This is a genomic window from Vibrio sp. 1874 (assembly GCF_033344395.1).
Taxonomy (GTDB): domain Bacteria; phylum Pseudomonadota; class Gammaproteobacteria; order Enterobacterales; family Vibrionaceae; genus Vibrio; species Vibrio alginolyticus.
Map to the genome: position 1 here is coordinate 272464 of NZ_JAWPOR010000003.1, position 17680 is coordinate 290143.

Here is a 17680-nt window from a genome sequence, read left to right on the forward strand (position 1 = left end):
CGAGCGGCATAATCAATGTTAAAACTGTCAGACCTATGTAAAGGCTATGTAGACGGGGGAGAGTTTCACCCTGTATTACAAGGGGCAGAATTAACATTGCAGCAAGGCGACCAAGTTGCTCTGATGGGAGAAAGTGGTTCGGGTAAAAGTACTCTGCTGAATTTAATCGCCGGATTAGATACTGCTGACTCTGGTGAAGTGCAGTTTCCAAATTTTGCTATGCATGAAGCACCGGAGCATTTAAGAACCCTTTATCGCCGCAACAATATTGGGAATATCTTCCAACAATTCAACCTGCTTCCTACACTTAATATTGCCGACAATATTCGTTTTTGTCGTCAGTTAAAAGGTCTGCCGGAAGATAAAGAGTTGTGGCGTCAAATTCTTTCTGCTTTGGACTTAATGCCATTGCTAGGACGTTATCCGGAAGAGGCGTCTGGTGGTCAGCAACAACGTGCGGCGATTGCTCGTGCACTCTATATGGAACCCAAAATCCTGCTTGCTGATGAGCCAACTGGTAGTCTAGATGAGCGAAACGCAGAAGCAGTAATGCGCTTATTAACGAGTCTCGCTCGCCAACTGGAGTGTACTTTGCTGTTAGTGACGCACAGTGAAAAAGTGGCCGCCCATATGGAAGGAAAGATTCGACTTCAAGGAGGGCAGCTACATGTTATGGCCCGTAGTTAAGGCACTACTCGGTCATTACCGTCGTTACCCTCTACAAATTATTCTTGTCTGGCTGGGATTAACTTTAGGCGTGTCCCTCCTTGTTGGTGTTACTTCTATCAACCAGCATGCAAAACAAAGTTATGCTACTGGGGAAAAGCTTTTCTCCAATCCTTTGCCATACCGAATCCGAACGAAGCACTCTGCCAATAAAATTCCTCAAGGTTTCTATATTCAGTTACGTCGAGCTGGGTTCAACCAATGTGCACCGTTTGACGTGCTGCATCTAGATGCCAAGACCGATATGAGCCTGATGTTGGTGGGGATAGATCCTGTCGCGATGATCCCACTACAACAAGGAAAATCGCTAGGTGAGATGCCTGTTTTATCACTAATGAAGCCTCCTTATCCTATTCTCGTTAGTCAAGATTTGGCCGCTTACATGAGTTGGCAGGATGGGGACTTCATTGAGATGAATGACGGAAGCCGTCTTGGGCCTATTCAAGTAGATAAGGACAAGATGCTTTCGGGTACTCGGCTGGTTACTGATATATCGTTGTTGCGTATGCTCAAGCGGAGCTCAGGTTTGTCTGCGATTTCTTGTGGCGAAATGCCAGAGGAAAAGCTGATAGCACTGAAAAACATGTTGCCAAACGGAATGACGCTCGTTAGGAATACGCGTACTGAGCTTGAGTCGCTAACTAACGCATTCCATATGAATCTCACCGCGATGGGAATGCTGTCGTTTTTGGTCGGGTTGTTTATTTTTTATCAAGCGATGTCTCTGTCTTTCATCCAGCGACAACGTTTGGTAGGTATTTTGAGACAGACTGGTGTTAACGGAACACAGTTAGCGCAAGCCTTATTGCTAGAGTTGTCTTTGCTCGTCTTTATTGCGTGGGCGTGTGGTAACTTTTTTGGCTTGATCTTAGCGAATGAACTTATCCCAGCAGTGTCTTCGAGCCTGAGTGATTTGTATGATGCCAACGTAGGTTTAACCATAGGATGGTCATGGCAATCTAGCTTATATAGCCTAATCATGGCAGCGATGGGGGCGTTGATATCGTGTCTGTGGCCATTAATCCGTTTGCTGAAGTCACAACCAATCCGCCTCTCTTCTCGACTGTCGCTAATGCGATTTGCTGGAAGAGAGTTCTCTTGGCAGGCGCTTGCGGCGTGTGCGTTTTGTGTCGCTGCAATAGCGGTATATCAGGCCCCGAAAACACAAGAAACCGGCTTTGCTATTATTGCGCTGATGTTGGTTAGTGTGGCGTTGTTTATGCCATTTATTATGTGGCATATGTTCCAAAGTTTTTCTTATACCATGCGTTGGGTTCGTGTCCGTTGGTTTTTTGCTGATGCAGCAGCAAGCATGAGCTATCGCGGTGTGGCTACGATGGCGTTTATGTTAGCGCTGGCGGCAAACATTGGTGTAGAAACAATGGTCGGAAGCTTTCGAGATACAACCGATAAGTGGCTAAATCAGCGATTAGCCGCTGATGTGTACATCTATCCGACCAACAATTCAGCCGCTCGGATGAGCGCATGGCTCCAGAATCAGCCAGAGGTGAACTCGGTTTGGTGGCGTTGGGAAAAAGATATGCCGACCGAGCACGGTGCTCTGCAAGTTGTGAGTACGGGCTCTTCTGAAGGTGAGCTAGACTCACTTACCGTCAAGTTAGGTGTCCCAAATTACTGGTATCAACTGCACGCTACCAAGAGCTTAATGGTCAGCGAGTCGATGGCCTTGAAGTTGGATATCCGCCCTGGCGATTTCATTAACTTGCAGGAACCGCTTGGTGGTGATTGGCAAGTCGTAGGCGTTTACTACGATTATGGAAACCCATATAACCAGGTGATGATGTCGCACCGGAATTGGCTGTATGCATTTGCAGGTACGGGTAATGTTGGTCTTGGCGTAGTATTAAAAGATAACGTCAATGGAGAAGGGCTGAAAAATCGCTTAGAGAATGTATTCCGTCTTCCGCAAGATCGTGTGTTTGATAACGGTAATATTTATAGCCAAGCAATGAGAGTGTTTGATCATACCTTTGCTATAGCAGGAACCTTGGGCAATATCACGCTGATTATTGCCGTGTTTGGTTTATTCTTTGCGACGTTGGCAGGAGAACTTTCACGGCAGCGGCATTTTTCCTTATTAAGGTGCATGGGTGTGTCCGGAAAAGAACTTGTCGTATTAGGTGGTTTGCAGCTATTCGTCTTCGGAGCCATTTCTGCGATTATTGCAGTGCCGCTCGGCTTGGCGCTCGCACATTTGATCGTTGATATTATCATTAAGCAATCATTTGGCTGGTCTCTAGAGCTTCAAACGATTCCATGGGAGTATGCTCAAACCATTGCTTGGGCGATGCTTGCCATCATGGTTGCTGGCGCATTGCCAGTTATTAGAATGATCAAAAGTACACCGATGAAGTCATTAAGGGACGCGTTGTAATGAAAAAAATGGGCTCTAAAAAACGCTTGTTGGTTTCAACGCTCATTGTTGTTACGTTCGCTTTTCTGACTGGGGCTGCTTTTTACTCAACTTTTTGGTTAGAGGCGACAGCAACACGAGAAAGCGAACTTGATTCTATCTTAACGCGTGAAAATCAAACGATTTTCGAGCCTGTACTACCTAATGAGCATGTCTCTTTACCCTCAGACTTTCGCTTTCATCCCGAGTATCAGCATGAATGGTGGCACTACTTTGCGAAACTAAAAGATGAGCAAGGCAAGATCTACAATGTTCAATGGAGCTATTTCAGGGTTGCGACGGACGAGCGAGAAACCAGCGGTTGGCAGAACCCTCAATTGTACATTTCACATGTTGTCGTCAGTCATGGCTCGCATGTATGGAAAGAGCAACGGGTAGCTCGAGGTGGGATAGGCCAAGCTGGTATGATCAATCGTCCTTTCAGGTTATGGATTGATAATTGGACTTGGCGATCACTCGGTGCGACGCCTTTCCCGGGCAACTTGAATGTGAATACTGATACGTTTGGACTTGAGCTCAATACCATGACAAGCGGCCCCTTTGTGGTGAATGGAGACAAAGGCTTCCAAGTTAAACATGCGTTGCAATCTGTTGCTTCTTTCAGCTTCAGTGCTCCATTTTTAAAAGTAAAAGGCAGCTTAAGCTTAAATGGTAAGCGATTCTCAGTGACGGGTTCTGCTTGGGCGCAAAAAGAGTGGGGCAGCGGCTTAATTGGTGAGGGGCAACAAGGCTGGGATTGGTTTGTTTTCAATTTAGATGATGGTCGAGCATTAACTGTTAGCCGTTATCGTCACCATGGGCAAACACCGCACGTGTTTGGCACGTTGTCGACACACTCAGGTAAAGTCATCAACCTCTCAGACGATGATATCAGTATTAAACCAATGCAAGTGACCAGTTTATCCAATGGAAGAAGGTTACCTTTGCAGTGGATTATCAATATTCCGAAGCATCAAATTAATTTGACTACCCGTATTATCAAGTCAGATATGTGGCTACCCTTTGTAATACCTTACTGGGAAGGGCCTACTTTAGCTTCCGGCTCCAATGAGGCTTGGGGCTTTATGCAGCTGACAGGCTATTGAGTTGTGAAGAAAACCACCCCCTACGGGTGGTTTTTTAGTGCGCGAAGCTTCCTAGCTTTTTCTCAAAAGTACGGGGTTATCATGATGGTACAAGCCGTGTTATGCTGATTTTCTCATCATCTTGATAAATATTTGGTGCGACAAAAACAAATACGATCTCCGATCAAAATTGAGTGTCATGTTGGAAAATACGATGTATAGTAAACCTAACATCGAAAAAACCGAAGTTTATACTCTGAAGAAGCGATTATTCTAAAGTTTTCGACGGCTATACACTCTTATCACTCTTTGTTAATCGTTTATTAAGATAATAAATATAAGGACGAAACCATGAACGATGTCATTCGTGACTTTTTCAAAATGGAATCAGCAGGTGGTATTCTTCTCGTAATTGCAGCGGCAATTGCGATGACCATTGCTAACTCACCGCTGGGCGAAACTTATCAATCTGTACTGCATACTTATGTATTCGGTATGTCAGTTTCTCACTGGATTAATGACGGCCTAATGGCTGTTTTCTTCTTACTTATTGGCCTTGAAGTGAAGCGAGAGCTACTTGAAGGAGCGCTAAAATCAAAAGAAACCGCAATTTTCCCTGCGATTGCAGCGGTTGGTGGTATGTTAGCCCCTGCTCTTATTTACGTTGCGTTTAATGCTAACGACCCAGAGGCGGTTTCTGGCTGGGCCATTCCAGCTGCGACGGATATTGCATTTGCTCTAGGTATCATGGCGCTACTAGGTAAGCGCGTACCAGTAAGCCTTAAAGTGTTTTTGTTAGCTCTCGCTATCATCGACGATTTAGGCGTGGTTGTTATTATTGCACTGTTTTACACAGGTGATCTTTCTAGCATGGCGCTGCTTGTTGGCTTCATCATGACTGGTGTCCTGTTCATGTTGAATGCGAAGGAAGTAACGAAACTGACGCCATACATGATAGTCGGCGCGATCTTATGGTTTGCGGTACTTAAATCTGGTGTTCACGCAACACTTGCAGGCGTAGTGATCGGCTTTGCTATTCCTCTTAAGGGTAAACAGGGCGAACATTCCCCACTTAAGCACATGGAGCACGCACTTCATCCATACGTGGCATTTGGTATATTACCTCTATTCGCATTTGCAAATGCGGGGATTTCGCTAGAAGGCGTATCGATGTCAGGCCTAACTTCAATGCTGCCATTAGGTATTGCTTTGGGACTACTGGTTGGTAAGCCTCTAGGTATCTTCACCTTTAGTTGGGCAGCTGTGAAAATGGGTGTAGCTAAGTTACCGGAAGGCATTAACTTCAAGCATATCTTTGCGGTCTCTGTGTTGTGTGGTATCGGTTTTACAATGTCTATATTCATTTCCTCTTTAGCGTTTGGAAATGTAAGCCCTGAGTTTGATACCTATGCTCGACTAGGTATCTTAATGGGCTCGACGACAGCCGCGTTACTTGGCTACGCGTTACTGCACTTTTCTTTGCCTAAGAAAGCGCAAGCGTAAGATACACACTGTTTAGTAAAGCCTCCCATTCGGGAGGCTTTTTTATGTCTTGCAGATCGGCACATCAACCACTTCAGGGTGGTTACTTTTGTGACCAACTAAGGTCTAGCTTATGGAGTCGGGGCAAATCATCGAAAGGGGCGTTTGGTAAATCTATAGGCGAAAAAAAGCCCAGCCGAAAATTTGACTGGGCGGATACAAACATAGGAGTTAATAAGAAAAAAGCAGCAACGTAACAATTAGATGGAAACAAGTTTGACGGCCAGTGAAACTTCAAATGCCCTAACTGTTACGTATATTCAGACCGAGCCTTTTCCAAACAGTTCCATTTTTTTTCAAAAAATTTCTACTTAATGCTTTCTAGCTTCTTACACATCCGAAAGTAATAGAAAAATCGAGATGGATTACCAACTTGGCGAAGTTACTAACTTCTGTGTTTCTCATTTTATCTCCCCTAGAACCGAAGATGTATTTCATACTCTCTTCGCTCACTCCGAGCCGCCAACGCTATTGTTAGCGTTTCAATTGCGCTGGTCTGAGAAACTTGATCGTTTTCTTCTGACAAGCTTCATTGGAGTATTCGATTGAATTTCAAAAGATTAGATCACACCTTTTGCTGTCTGGTCAGACCAATTGGTTAAAGTGTGATGTTAATCATTTGTTAATCTTAGGTTTCGGGAGTATATTTTCAAACAGTTGTTTAATACGAGTGATTAAAATGGCCCCGAGAACATCAACAAAAGAAAAAATACTCGATGTCGCAGAAGGACTCTTTGCTGAACATGGCTTTAATGATACTTCGCTAAGAACGATAACAGGTAAAGCTAACGTTAACTTAGCATCGGTAAACTATCACTTTGGCGATAAAAAAACGCTGGTTAGAGCGGTTTTAGATAGGTATTTAGAAGCACTAATGCCGAGCATTAAGACTTCATTAATTGAGCTAAACACGCGCGATAGCTACAACATGGACGATGTCTTTGAGTCATTGCGATTACCTTTACGTACATTAAATGATGTACGCCCAAATGGTACTGCGCTATTTATGTTGTTAATTGGCCGCGGTTATACAGACGTTCAAGGTCATCTACGCTGGTTCATTACCACCAGATACGAAGAGGTACTGAACCTTTTCACTTTCTCGATAATGAAGGCGAACCCGGAACTATGTGAAGAACAGTTGTTTTGGCGACTGCACTTCACGTTAGGAACCTGTGTATTTACGATGGCTTCAAGCCAAGCTCTTTCGGAGCTGGCAGAAAGTAAGTTTGAAAAGGAAGTCGATGTGAAATCTGTCGTCGATTTACTGATTCCATATTTGTCAGCAGGAATGTCAGCAAAGCAGTTGGCATAAGACAAATAAGAAAGTTAAACCAATAATAAGATTATACCCCGAGCGGTTACGTGAACAAAAGGATCTGAACTATGAGCTCTCTACGAAGAAAATGGATTAGTGACCCGGCTTTTAAAGTGTTCAAAAAAGTATTGCCACCTCTGTCTAGCACCGAGAAAGAGGCGATGGAAGCGGGTAGTGTATGGTGGGATGCCGAACTATTCTCAGGCAAGCCAAACTTCACAACATTGCATCATTATCCAACGCCTACACTGACGGCAGAAGAGCAGTCATTTATGGATAATGAGCTTGAAACCCTGCTAGAAATGCTTGATGACCAGAAGATTGTCAAAGAAGACAGGGATTTACCGCCTGAAGTATGGGAGTACCTACGTAAAGAGCGATTTTTCTCTTTGATCATCTCGAAAGCATATGGTGGTCGTGAATTTTCCGCTTTGGCGAACTCAACCATTGTTTCTCGTATTGCGACTCGAAGTATCAGTACCGCGGTATCGGTAATGGTACCGAACTCTCTTGGCCCTGGTGAGCTGCTATCGCACTATGGTACGCAAGAGCAAAAAGATTACTGGTTGCCTCGTTTAGCTGATGGTACAGACATCCCTTGTTTCGCCCTAACTGGCCCTGAAGCGGGTTCTGATGCAGGTGGCATACCTGATCAAGGCGTGGTTTGTTACGGCACCCATGAAGGCAAAGAAGTGCTTGGCGTGCGAGTTAGTTGGAATAAACGCTACATCACGCTTGCGCCAGTTGCGACAGTGCTCGGGTTAGCATTTAAACTGCAGGATCCTGAAGGGCTACTTGGAGACAAGAAAGAGGTTGGCATTACATGTGCGTTGATTCCCGCTGACCATGAAGGTGTCGAGATAGGCGAGCGCCATGATCCTCTGGGGTCTGCGTTCATGAATGGCCCAACTCGTGGTGAAGATGTCTTCATCCCTATGGACTGGTTGATCGGTGGCGCTGATTACGCAGGTAAAGGTTGGCGTATGCTGGTTGAGTGTCTTTCTGCTGGTCGTGGTATCTCTCTTCCAGCGCTTGGCACAGCGATTGGTCACCTTACTACACGTACAACAGGTGCTTATGCTTACGTGCGTAAACAGTTTGGAATGTCGATCGGTAAGTTTGAAGGTGTTGCAGAAGCAATGGGGCGCATTGGTGGTCTTACTTACCTACTAGAAGCGACGCGTACGCTAACGACGACTTCTCTCGATATGAAAGAAAAACCTGGGATTGTAACCGCGATTGCCAAGTACCACATGACGGAAATCGCGCGTACCATTCTAAATGATTCGTTTGATATCCATGCGGGTCGTGCGATTCAAGATGGCCCAATGAACTATCTTGCTAAACATTACCTTGGTATCCCGGTTGCTATCACCGTTGAAGGCGCGAATATTCTGACTCGTAACCTGATGATTTTTGGTCAAGGTGCGACTCGATGTCACCCATATGTTCTAAAAGAAATGGAAGCAGCGGCGAATCCAGATTCTGAACAAGGTGCGAAAGAATTTGACAACTTACTCTTTAAACACATCAAGCACGCGCTCGGTAATACATTCGGTGCATTTGGTGCAGCACTAACTGGTTCTCGATTTGTTAACGCGCACATGAGTGGCCCAACGCAGCAATACTACAAAGACATTACTCGTCTCAGTCGTGCACTTGCAGTAAGTGCAGACTTTGCGATGTTAACCTTAGGTGGAGACTTGAAGCGTAAAGAAATGATCTCCGCACGTTTGGGTGATGGATTAAGCTATCTATACATGGCATCTGCTGCCTTGAAAAAGTATGAAGATGAAGGCCGTCAACAAGGCGATCTAGACTTCGTTCATTACGCTGTTCAACACTGTTTGTATAACGCTTCTAAGTCATTAAATGAGGCTTACACCAACTTCCCTGTGAAATACGTTGGCGGTGTGCTTAAGGGGCTATTGTTCCCGCTTGGTAATCATTTCAATAAGCCAAGTGATGGGCTGTGTGTGAATTTGGCTGAAGCGATGATGACGCCAGGCGCGCAACGTGATCGCCTCACGCATCTGTGCTACATCGGAAAATCAGAGGATGACAGCGTAGGCTTAATGGAGAATGCATTCCTTGCAATGTACGACATTAAACCTTTGGAGCGTAAACTTATGAAGGCTGCGAAGGATGGTAAAGTGGCTCGTAAAGGTCTGCTACATGATCGTTTGCAGCAAGCATTTGAAGCAGGCGTGTTAACTGAACAAGAAATTGATCAAATCATGGCTGCAGATAAATTGCGCTACAAGGCGATTCAAGTTGACCACTTTAGTCATGACTTTTCTGAAGTGCGAACTCATAGCCCAAAAAAGTCGCAGTTGAATCCGGCGGCATAATAGACAACTAATGTTAAGAAAAGCACCTCAATGAGGTGCTTTTTTGTATTCTTGGGGAGTGGATGGTGGGATAGTGCTCCAACCACTTGCCTTTTAAGAGCATTTTTACAGAAATTAGATGCGAAATCCCAACGAAACTTTTATCCTAACAAGGTTTTTTAAAGGAAGTTGAATATGATCATCAAACCTAGAATTCGTGGATTTATCTGTACTACAACGCACCCTGTTGGTTGTGAAGCTAACGTAAAAGAACAAATTGCGTACACCAAAGCGCAAGGTCCAATCAAAAACGCACCTAAGCGTGTTCTTGTTGTTGGTGCATCAAGTGGCTACGGTCTATCTTCTCGTATCGCTGCGGCATTTGGTGGCGGTGCATCAACTATCGGTGTTTTCTTCGAAAAAGAAGGTACTGAGAAGAAGCCAGGTACAGCAGGTTTTTACAATGCCGCTGCTTTTGAAAAGCTAGCGCGTGAAGAAGGTCTGTACGCAAAAAGCTTAAACGGCGACGCTTTCTCAAATGAAGCGAAACAGAAAACTATCGAGCTGATCAAAGAAGACTTAGGTCAAATCGATATGGTGGTTTACTCACTGGCATCTCCAGTACGTAAAATGCCAGAAACTGGTGAATTAGTTCGTTCATCTCTTAAACCTATCGGTGAAACTTACACATCAACGGCTGTTGATACCAACAAAGATGTGATCATCGAAGCTAGCGTTGAGCCTGCAACAGAAGAAGAAATCAAAGACACTGTCACTGTAATGGGCGGTGAAGATTGGGAACTTTGGATCAATGCGTTGTCTGATGCTGGTGTTCTTGCTGAAGGTTGTAAGACCGTCGCGTACAGCTACATTGGTACTGAGCTAACTTGGCCAATTTATTGGGATGGTGCACTAGGTAAAGCAAAAATGGACCTAGACCGTGCAGCGAAAGCGCTAAACGACAAGTTAGCAGCAACAGGTGGTAGTGCCAATGTTGCGGTACTTAAATCTGTTGTAACTCAGGCGAGTTCTGCAATTCCTGTTATGCCACTGTACATCGCAATGGTATTCAAGAAAATGCGCGAAGAAGGTGTACACGAAGGCTGTATGGAACAAATCTACCGTATGTTCAGCCAACGTCTATACAAAGAAGACGGTAGCGCGGCAGAAGTTGATGAGATGAACCGCCTACGTCTGGATGACTGGGAACTTCGTGACGACATTCAGCAGCACTGTCGTGAGCTATGGCCTCAAATTACGACTGAGAACCTAAAAGAGCTGACTGACTACGTTGAGTACAAAGAAGAGTTCTTGAAACTATTTGGTTTCGGCGTTGAAGGCGTAGATTACGAAGCGGATGTGAATCCAGCAGTTGAAGCAGACTTCATTCAAATCTAATCGAATCACAGACTAGATAACCAATAAACAAAAGGCGCTCATTGAGCGCCTTTTTGTATTTCATAGTCAAAGTGAGTATTAACTTAGTATTATCAGAATCGTACCAGCTAGCGTCATTAAAATATTCGCAATCGCATAGGTACCCGCATAACCAAGGGCAGGGATGGTGGACTTAGCGTAGTCGTTAACGACATCCATAGCTGGAGCGCAAGTACGGGCGCCAATAATGGCACCGAAGAGCAGAGCACGGTTCATCTTGAGTACGTGTGCGCCAACTAAGTAAGCCAGAACTACAGGCACAACACTGACAATAAATGCCAAACCAATGACTTTTGGTCCTACTTGCGTTAGGTGCTCGAACATCTTTCCACCTGCACTTAGACCAATTCCCACCATAAAGAACATTAACCCTAGATCTTTGACCATATTCAGCGCCCCTTGTGGGACATAACCGAAAGTAGGGTGATTTGCTCGTAAGAAACCAAGCGTAATACCGGACAACAGAAGACCCACCGCATTACCCAAACTGAAAGACACCTGACCGAACGTCATTGTGATGAGGCCAAACAGAATACCCAAAATAAAGAAGCTACAAAAAGCGAGCAAATCGGCCATTTGACTGTGGATCGAGATGAAACCGATTTTTTCCGCCAGTCCATGTACTCGGCTTTTCTCGCCGCTCACTTGAAGGACGTCCCCTTTAGCGAGCACAATGTCTAAGTCCATAGGCATTTCAATCTGAGCGCGAACTACGCGGTTTAAGAAACAGCCAAACTCAGACAAATTCAAATCCGATAAACGTTTACCAGCGATAGCGTCACTTTTTACGACGATTTCTTCTTCAACGATGCGTAAATCAAGCAAGTTACGGTCGAATACTTCTTTACCATTACGGAAGCTAGGGTCTAATCGAGCATGGCTGTCAGGGAAGCCAACCAGTGCAATTTCATCTCCCTCTTGCAAGATAGCATCACCATCTGGGTGGGCGAGAATACCATTGCGACGGATTCGTTCAATGTAACAGCCAGTTTGACGATAAATACCCAGTTCTCGCAAGTTTTTACCATCAGTCCAGTCAATTAGCTCTGGGCCCACTCGGTAAGCTCGAATAATGGGTAAATACACTTTTCTCTGGCTTGAATTTCCAAGGCCACGCTCTTGTGCGATTTGCTGCGCAGAGTCAGAAAGGTTTTGTTTTTGCAGTTTTGGCAACAATTTAGCAAACATGATCATGCTAATTAAGCCGACCAGATAAGCCATCGCGTAGCCTACGGATAGATTTTCTAATACCAGAGAAAATTCCATATTCCGCGGTATAGTCGCAAGGCCAGAGTTAAGAGCATCTTGTGCACCAACCAGTACTGGCGTTGCGGTCAATGCGCCTGCCATCATACCGGCGGATAAGCCAAAATCGAGGCCGAAATAGTGACTCAAACCATACGTTAAGCTGACCGCAGACACGAGAACAGTCATGCTTAAAATAAAATAATGCTTACCATCTCTGAAGAATATACCAAAAAAGTTTGGTCCAGCTTCAATGCCAACGCAGTAGATAAACAGCATAAAGCCAATGGTTAAAGCTTCTGCATTAAATGAGAAACCAAGGTGGCCCATTACCAAAGAGGTAATAAGAACGCCAATAGAGTTGCCTAATTGTAATTTGCCAAATCGAATTTTTCCGATGGCAAGGCCAATGGCTAATACGACGAAGATTAGAAGGATAGGGTTTTGCTCAAGAAGGTATACGACGTCTATGTTCACTGTGTGGCTCGGTAGAGTGTGTGCCAAAAAAGATTAAGAACTGTGAATTGTAACTAAATATAGCAAAAAGATAAGTGAATTTTTTTAGGTTTTACCATTAGTTGACTTAACGTAATAACCAGCTGAAAAATAATAAAAAAGCCGCATGAAGCGGCTTTTTTGAAAACAGTCTTTATTACTCGTCAAATAGACCTAGGTGCTCTTTCGCGTATGCTTCGAATTCGTCGCAGCCACCGATGTGCTCTTGGTCGATAAAGATCTGGGGAACGGTTTCAACTGGTTTACCAACTGTTTTCTCAAGATCTGCTTTAGAAATACCCTCAGCGTGAATATCAACGTAACGGTAGTTGAAGTCATCACGTTTTGCTTTTAGCGTTTCTGCGTGCTCTTTTGCACGAACACAGAAAGGACATGCAGGGCGACCAAAGATAACAACGAACATAATCTTATTTCTCCTAAATCTATTCTTTTTTGAAAGCGTACAAAACATAGCGGCTGAGTGCGCTTTCTTTTGTTGGAGTAACTATGCCCGATCCAGATACGGAAATAAAGCGGCAATTACCTCTTGGTTCTATAGGTGAAATCTATCGAATAAAAACTAAACGCGCGTGCTTATTTTACGGCTCTGAAGTATGTGAAGTGACGCATAAAAAACATACATTCTAAAGGGTTAATGATGGCAAGGTGGAATTGGTCAATTTTTTTTGTTTAAAAAAATAGCAATCTATTTTGGCTATACGCAAATAACTTCAACTCTTACATAAGTGTTAAATCAGAGGGCGAGAGGTTATTTGGGTATATTCTTTTGGGAGGGTGTGTATGTTTCAGTTTATGACTGCAACAAGGATTATATTTGGTGAAGGTGCACTTCAATCTTCATTGTCCGTTATTAACCAATTTGGCTACAGTGTTTTGCTGGTTACTGGGCAGGATACCCAACGAGCCGCCCCCATTATCCAATATCTTAAAGCTCAAAATATGCGTTACCAGCACGTAGCTATCGTTGGTGAACCATACATCACGATGGTAGAAGAGACCGCAGTGCTCGGTAGAAAATTCCAACCTGATATGGTGGTTGCGATAGGTGGTGGCAGCGTCATCGATATGGGCAAAGCCTTAGCTGCCATTATTCCCAATCAAGGCAATGTTTACGATTACGTAGAAGTGGTAGGAAGAAGCGTCCCTTTAAAAGCAAAGCCTCTTCATTTTATTGCAATTCCTACGACAGCAAGCACTGGTTCAGAAGTGACCAGAAATGCTGTGCTGAAATCTGGACAAGATAAAGTGAAAGTGAGTCTTCGAAGCCCTGATATGCTCGCAGACGTTGCCATTGTAGACCCGACACTTACTTACGGGACCGACCAATACACATCTGGACGTGGCGCAATGGATGCGTTCACTCATTTAATGGAAGCGTATGTGTGTGGTGAGCCAAACCCTCTTACTGATATGGTCTGCGAAGAGGGGCTACGCCGTTTAAGCCGTTCAGTGATTGCCGCTTGTAAGCAAGATAATCATAAGGCGCGCTCTGATTTATCGTTCGCTGCATTGCTTGGTGGTATGGCGATTACTAATGCCAAATTAGGTGCTGCTCATGGGTTAGCATCGGCGTTAGGAGGCAAGTTAGACGCCCCCCATAGCGTTATTACGGCTCGCCTAGCTCCGCACGTGATGCAGGAGAACATTAACGCTGCTAAACTCGCGGGTAGGAATGATGTGATAAGTCGTTATCGTAAGCTGGCCCAATTAGTCACTGAGCGAGTAAATGCTAACGAACACGATGGAATTCTTTGGGTAAATATGGTGCTAGATAAGTTAGCGTTACCGCTACTGGCTCAATTTGGAGTATGCCAAACCTCTTTTGAGCAAGTGGCGAATGATGCGCTTAAATCAATGGCAATCAAAGGGAATCCTTTACCTCTTAATCAGGAACGTTTGATACACATATTGCAGCAAGTCTGTGATTGTAGTGGAGAGTGTGTAGCAGAGAGTGCACAACATGTCAGTTCTGTTGAAGTACTGGAATCAAGAACGGACTTATCGAGTGTCAACGACTTAGGGTGATTGCTCCCTTAGCGGCATTAAAACAAAAGGGGAGCCTTGAGCTCCCCTAGATAAAGTATTGACTAAGCTTTAGTGCTTAGTACTGGCTTAGTTTGTCATAGCGACTGTCTTTCAACGCATCTTTTACGCGTTTTAGGTTCTCACGGAAACCTGTACCACGGCGAAGAGTGAAGCCAGTTGCTAGCACATCAATCACTGTCATTTGTACAACCCGGCTTGCCATTGGCATGTAAACGTCGGTATCTTCTGGAATATCGAGCGTGATGGCCAGCGAGCTTGCCTTTTCTAGAGGAGAATCCTTCGCTGTAATCGCAATAACCGTTGCGCCATTTTCACGAGCAAGGTTCGCTATTTCTACCTGACTCTTTGTTCGACCGGTATGAGAAATAAGAACCACAACATCATTATCACTGCAGTTGATACAACTCATGCGCTGCATAACAATATCTTCAAAACAAGTAATTGGAATATTAAAGCGAATAAACTTGTTTTGTGCGTCTCGGGCAACAGAAGATGATGCACCAAGGCCAAAGAATGAAATGCGCTTCGCTTGCGTTAGCAAATCGACCGCACGGTTCACTTGCATTGGATCTAGGCTATTTTTCGCGACATCTAAACAGGCCATCGTCGATTCGAAAATCTTATGGGTGTACGCGTCTGGGCCATCGTCTTCTTCCACATTACGGTTAACGTAAGGGGTGCCGTTTGCTAGGCTCTGTGCCAAGTGAAGCTTAAAATCTGGAAAGCCCTTGGTGTCCAGACGACGACAGAAGCGGTTTACAGTGGGCTCACTAACGTCAGCCATTTTAGCCAGCGTTGCAATGCTTGAATGAATTGCAGTTTGTGGAGACGCCATAATTACTTCCGCAACTTTGCGCTCTGACTTACTGAAATTCTCCAGGTTTTTTTGAATTTTTTCTAATGTATTCATAGTGTTCACGAGGGTATAGAGAACAACTCGCTGGCTCTGCTAACGAAAGGAAACACGAAGATTCCGGAGTAGAGTGGGGCGTTAACGAAAACAACCAGCGCCATAGAATCAGTATAAACCTGATCTTCAATCAGTCTAAACCAATAACGGGTACTATTTAGTGAGAATTTGACAGGCCTCAAACAAAATGTTGTAAAAACTACAGAATTGGATGTGTAAACGAAGTTTTGTTGCGCTAGTCGCACGATAATGATGTTTGAGTTACATCAAAACGAAAAAAAATTTCAAATTGATGTAACTCGATCTGGCTGTTAAGACGATTGAATATCAACAACCAGCTGTTGAATTCTTTTCATCAAATTTGGTGCTTGCTTGGCGATTTCGCGTTGTTCATCAAGCACTGAGCTCAAAATTTCTTTTGTGGTCAGTGGATTTGCCAAAACCACTCGAAACACTATCGTATTCATGCGTTGCCATTGGTCTGGGTTCAGTCTTGTACGTGAAACGAACGATTTGCCCGTTTCGCGCTGACGCTTTTGAATAAACTGTGTTAACTCATTGATCAGCTCATTCAGTTGTTCTTTTTGTGAGCCTTCTGCTTGTGCTAATGCTTCACGGATGAATGGCGGCAAATAACGGTATGTGAGCAGACAAAGCTCTGGTTCAGAAACTAACTCGAAATCATCTTGCTGTTTGATTAAATCCGCAAAGTATCGAGCTTTTTCAATGCTTTGGTCAATCAGAAGCTCGTAACCTGGGCGACTTATGATGTGCATTGCGGCGTAGACCAACATCGCCATGCCCGAACGTGAGCCTTCTAGTGTATGGCTGCCTAGGTCTTTTGAACCTTTGCGCAATATATATTGAGCGTGATGCTCTATGGATTTCATTGCGTCAGGGTCTTTGAACAGAACCATACCAGCGCCCATCGGGATATAGAGCTGCTTGTGTGCATCAATAGTTACTGAGTCTGCCATTTCCACACCTTTAAGAAGATGACGGTGATGGTTAGACATCAGTGTTGCGCCACCCCATGCGGCATCCACATGGAAGTGACAGCTGTGAGCTTGGCAGACTTCAGCGATTTCAGGCAATGGATCAACATTACCTGTCTCTGTTGTGCCAGCCACACCAATAACAGCAATAGGCTTGATGTTTTGTTTTTCGAGCTCAACAATTTTCGCTTTCAGGTCGTTGACAATAATACGGTTGTTGGCATCGGTTTTAACCGCAACCAAGCCCTCTTGGCCTAGACCTAATACATCGGCTGCTTTCTTAAGGGAGTAGTGACCACGCTCAGACACTAGCACCGCTAAGCCATCATAGCCATAGTGCTTCATGGCTTTAAAAAGGCCTTCCTTTTCAACGCCTTTAAATGAGCCATTGGCTCTTAACGCTTTGTTACGTGCTACCCAAAGCGCAGTGATATTGGCAATGGTGCCGCCGGAACAAAATGCGCCTAATGAGTGGTTTGCACTGTGCATCCACTGATTGTAAAACGTATCATTCTGACCATATATCAAGCGATGCAGCATACCCAAAACTTGACGCTCAAGTGGCGTAAAGGCTTTGGAAGTCTCTATTTTTACCAGGTTTTGGTTTAAGGCGATCATGATCTTTGACAGTGGCATCAAGAAATAAGGCAGTGCCGATGTCATATGACCAATGAAGCTTGGTGAAGATGTGTGAACTGAGTGCGACACCAAAGTGTCGAGTAAGTGCTCTGTATGATCTGACACGAACTCTGGCTGCTCAGGAATCTGAGCAGAAGAAAAGTCTTTTTCGATTTCGCGTAAAGGCTTTTCTTCTGCCACGATGTGTTCACGAAGAAATTGATTTAGATTTCGCGAGAGGCTCTCGTCAATTTTAGTTAACGTTGAGTCCGGACCTTCTGGGACAGTGAAGATCTTTAGCAAGCTCTCAAAGCTAACATCAGCGGTTTTTTGTTCCTTAACCATAGCAAAGAATCTTTGTAGTTATTTTGGTAATGCGAGCGGCACAATCTAAACTAAAACGGGCGCAAAGTCCCGTTTTAATTGTTGAAACCCAAGTTGTAGAAATGAAAATTTTAGGTGAAGGTTACGATATTCACATTAAAAAATTCTAGATTGA

Annotated in this window: 12 protein-coding genes; 8 read left to right on the top strand and 4 right to left on the bottom strand. The window is 44.4% G+C overall.

Annotation, left to right across the window (positions count from 1 at the left end):
- The first annotated feature begins 15 nt into the window (after positions 1-15).
- From R8N46_RS08665 to fabV, 7 genes are all read left to right on the top strand, one after another.
- Complete coding sequence (locus R8N46_RS08665; RefSeq protein WP_005378040.1) at positions 16-687, top strand: ABC transporter ATP-binding protein; 672 nt, start codon at positions 16-18, stop codon at positions 685-687.
- The gene (locus R8N46_RS08670; RefSeq protein WP_005378038.1) at positions 668-3121 is read left to right on the top strand and encodes an ABC transporter permease; all 2454 of its coding nucleotides are present in this window, start codon (positions 668-670) and stop codon (positions 3119-3121) included. The genes R8N46_RS08665 and R8N46_RS08670 overlap by 20 nt, the downstream gene beginning before the upstream one ends.
- Positions 3121-4245 carry a lipocalin-like domain-containing protein gene (locus R8N46_RS08675; protein ID WP_213915711.1) on the top strand — a complete coding sequence of 375 codons (1125 nt, stop codon included), beginning with the start codon at positions 3121-3123 and terminating at the stop codon, positions 4243-4245. The genes R8N46_RS08670 and R8N46_RS08675 overlap by 1 nt, the downstream gene beginning before the upstream one ends.
- A gap of 330 nt (positions 4246-4575) precedes the next feature.
- Positions 4576-5727 (top strand): Na+/H+ antiporter NhaA, encoded by a 1152-nt coding sequence (gene nhaA / locus R8N46_RS08680; RefSeq protein WP_005378034.1) that lies wholly within the window; start codon positions 4576-4578, stop codon positions 5725-5727.
- Positions 5728-6445: 718 nt separating this feature from the next.
- The gene (locus R8N46_RS08685; protein WP_005378033.1) at positions 6446-7081 is read left to right on the top strand and encodes a TetR/AcrR family transcriptional regulator; all 636 of its coding nucleotides are present in this window, start codon (positions 6446-6448) and stop codon (positions 7079-7081) included.
- A gap of 71 nt (positions 7082-7152) precedes the next feature.
- Positions 7153-9435 (top strand): acyl-CoA dehydrogenase, encoded by a 2283-nt coding sequence (locus tag R8N46_RS08690; protein ID WP_213972292.1) that lies wholly within the window; start codon positions 7153-7155, stop codon positions 9433-9435.
- A 174-nt stretch (positions 9436-9609) separates the two neighbouring features.
- Positions 9610-10812, top strand: coding sequence for an enoyl-ACP reductase FabV (fabV, locus tag R8N46_RS08695; RefSeq protein ID WP_005388648.1), 1203 nt, complete (start codon positions 9610-9612; stop codon positions 10810-10812).
- A 78-nt stretch (positions 10813-10890) separates the two neighbouring features.
- On the opposite strand, the gene R8N46_RS08700 is transcribed toward fabV, so the two are convergent.
- Together R8N46_RS08700 and R8N46_RS08705 are read right to left on the bottom strand one after the other, a co-directional pair.
- The gene (locus tag R8N46_RS08700) at positions 10891-12573 is read right to left on the bottom strand and encodes an aspartate:alanine antiporter (RefSeq protein WP_005378028.1); all 1683 of its coding nucleotides are present in this window, start codon (positions 12571-12573) and stop codon (positions 10891-10893) included.
- Positions 12574-12748: 175 nt separating this feature from the next.
- On the bottom strand, positions 12749-13015 hold the full coding sequence (locus R8N46_RS08705; RefSeq protein ID WP_005378026.1) for a GrxA family glutaredoxin: 267 nt from the start codon (positions 13013-13015) through the stop codon (positions 12749-12751).
- A gap of 377 nt (positions 13016-13392) precedes the next feature.
- Here R8N46_RS08705 and R8N46_RS08710 point away from each other — a divergent pair, with 377 nt between their 5' ends.
- On the top strand, positions 13393-14637 hold the full coding sequence (locus tag R8N46_RS08710) for an iron-containing alcohol dehydrogenase (protein ID WP_054576427.1): 1245 nt from the start codon (positions 13393-13395) through the stop codon (positions 14635-14637).
- A gap of 76 nt (positions 14638-14713) precedes the next feature.
- Here R8N46_RS08710 and R8N46_RS08715 read toward each other — a convergent pair whose 3' ends face one another.
- Both R8N46_RS08715 and panP read right to left on the bottom strand, forming a co-directional pair.
- Positions 14714-15568, bottom strand: coding sequence for a MurR/RpiR family transcriptional regulator (locus tag R8N46_RS08715; RefSeq protein WP_005378021.1), 855 nt, complete (start codon positions 15566-15568; stop codon positions 14714-14716).
- 311 nt (positions 15569-15879) lie between these two features.
- The gene (panP, locus tag R8N46_RS08720; RefSeq protein ID WP_025766849.1) at positions 15880-17526 is read right to left on the bottom strand and encodes a pyridoxal-dependent aspartate 1-decarboxylase PanP; all 1647 of its coding nucleotides are present in this window, start codon (positions 17524-17526) and stop codon (positions 15880-15882) included.
- Positions 17527-17680 lie beyond the last annotated feature (154 nt).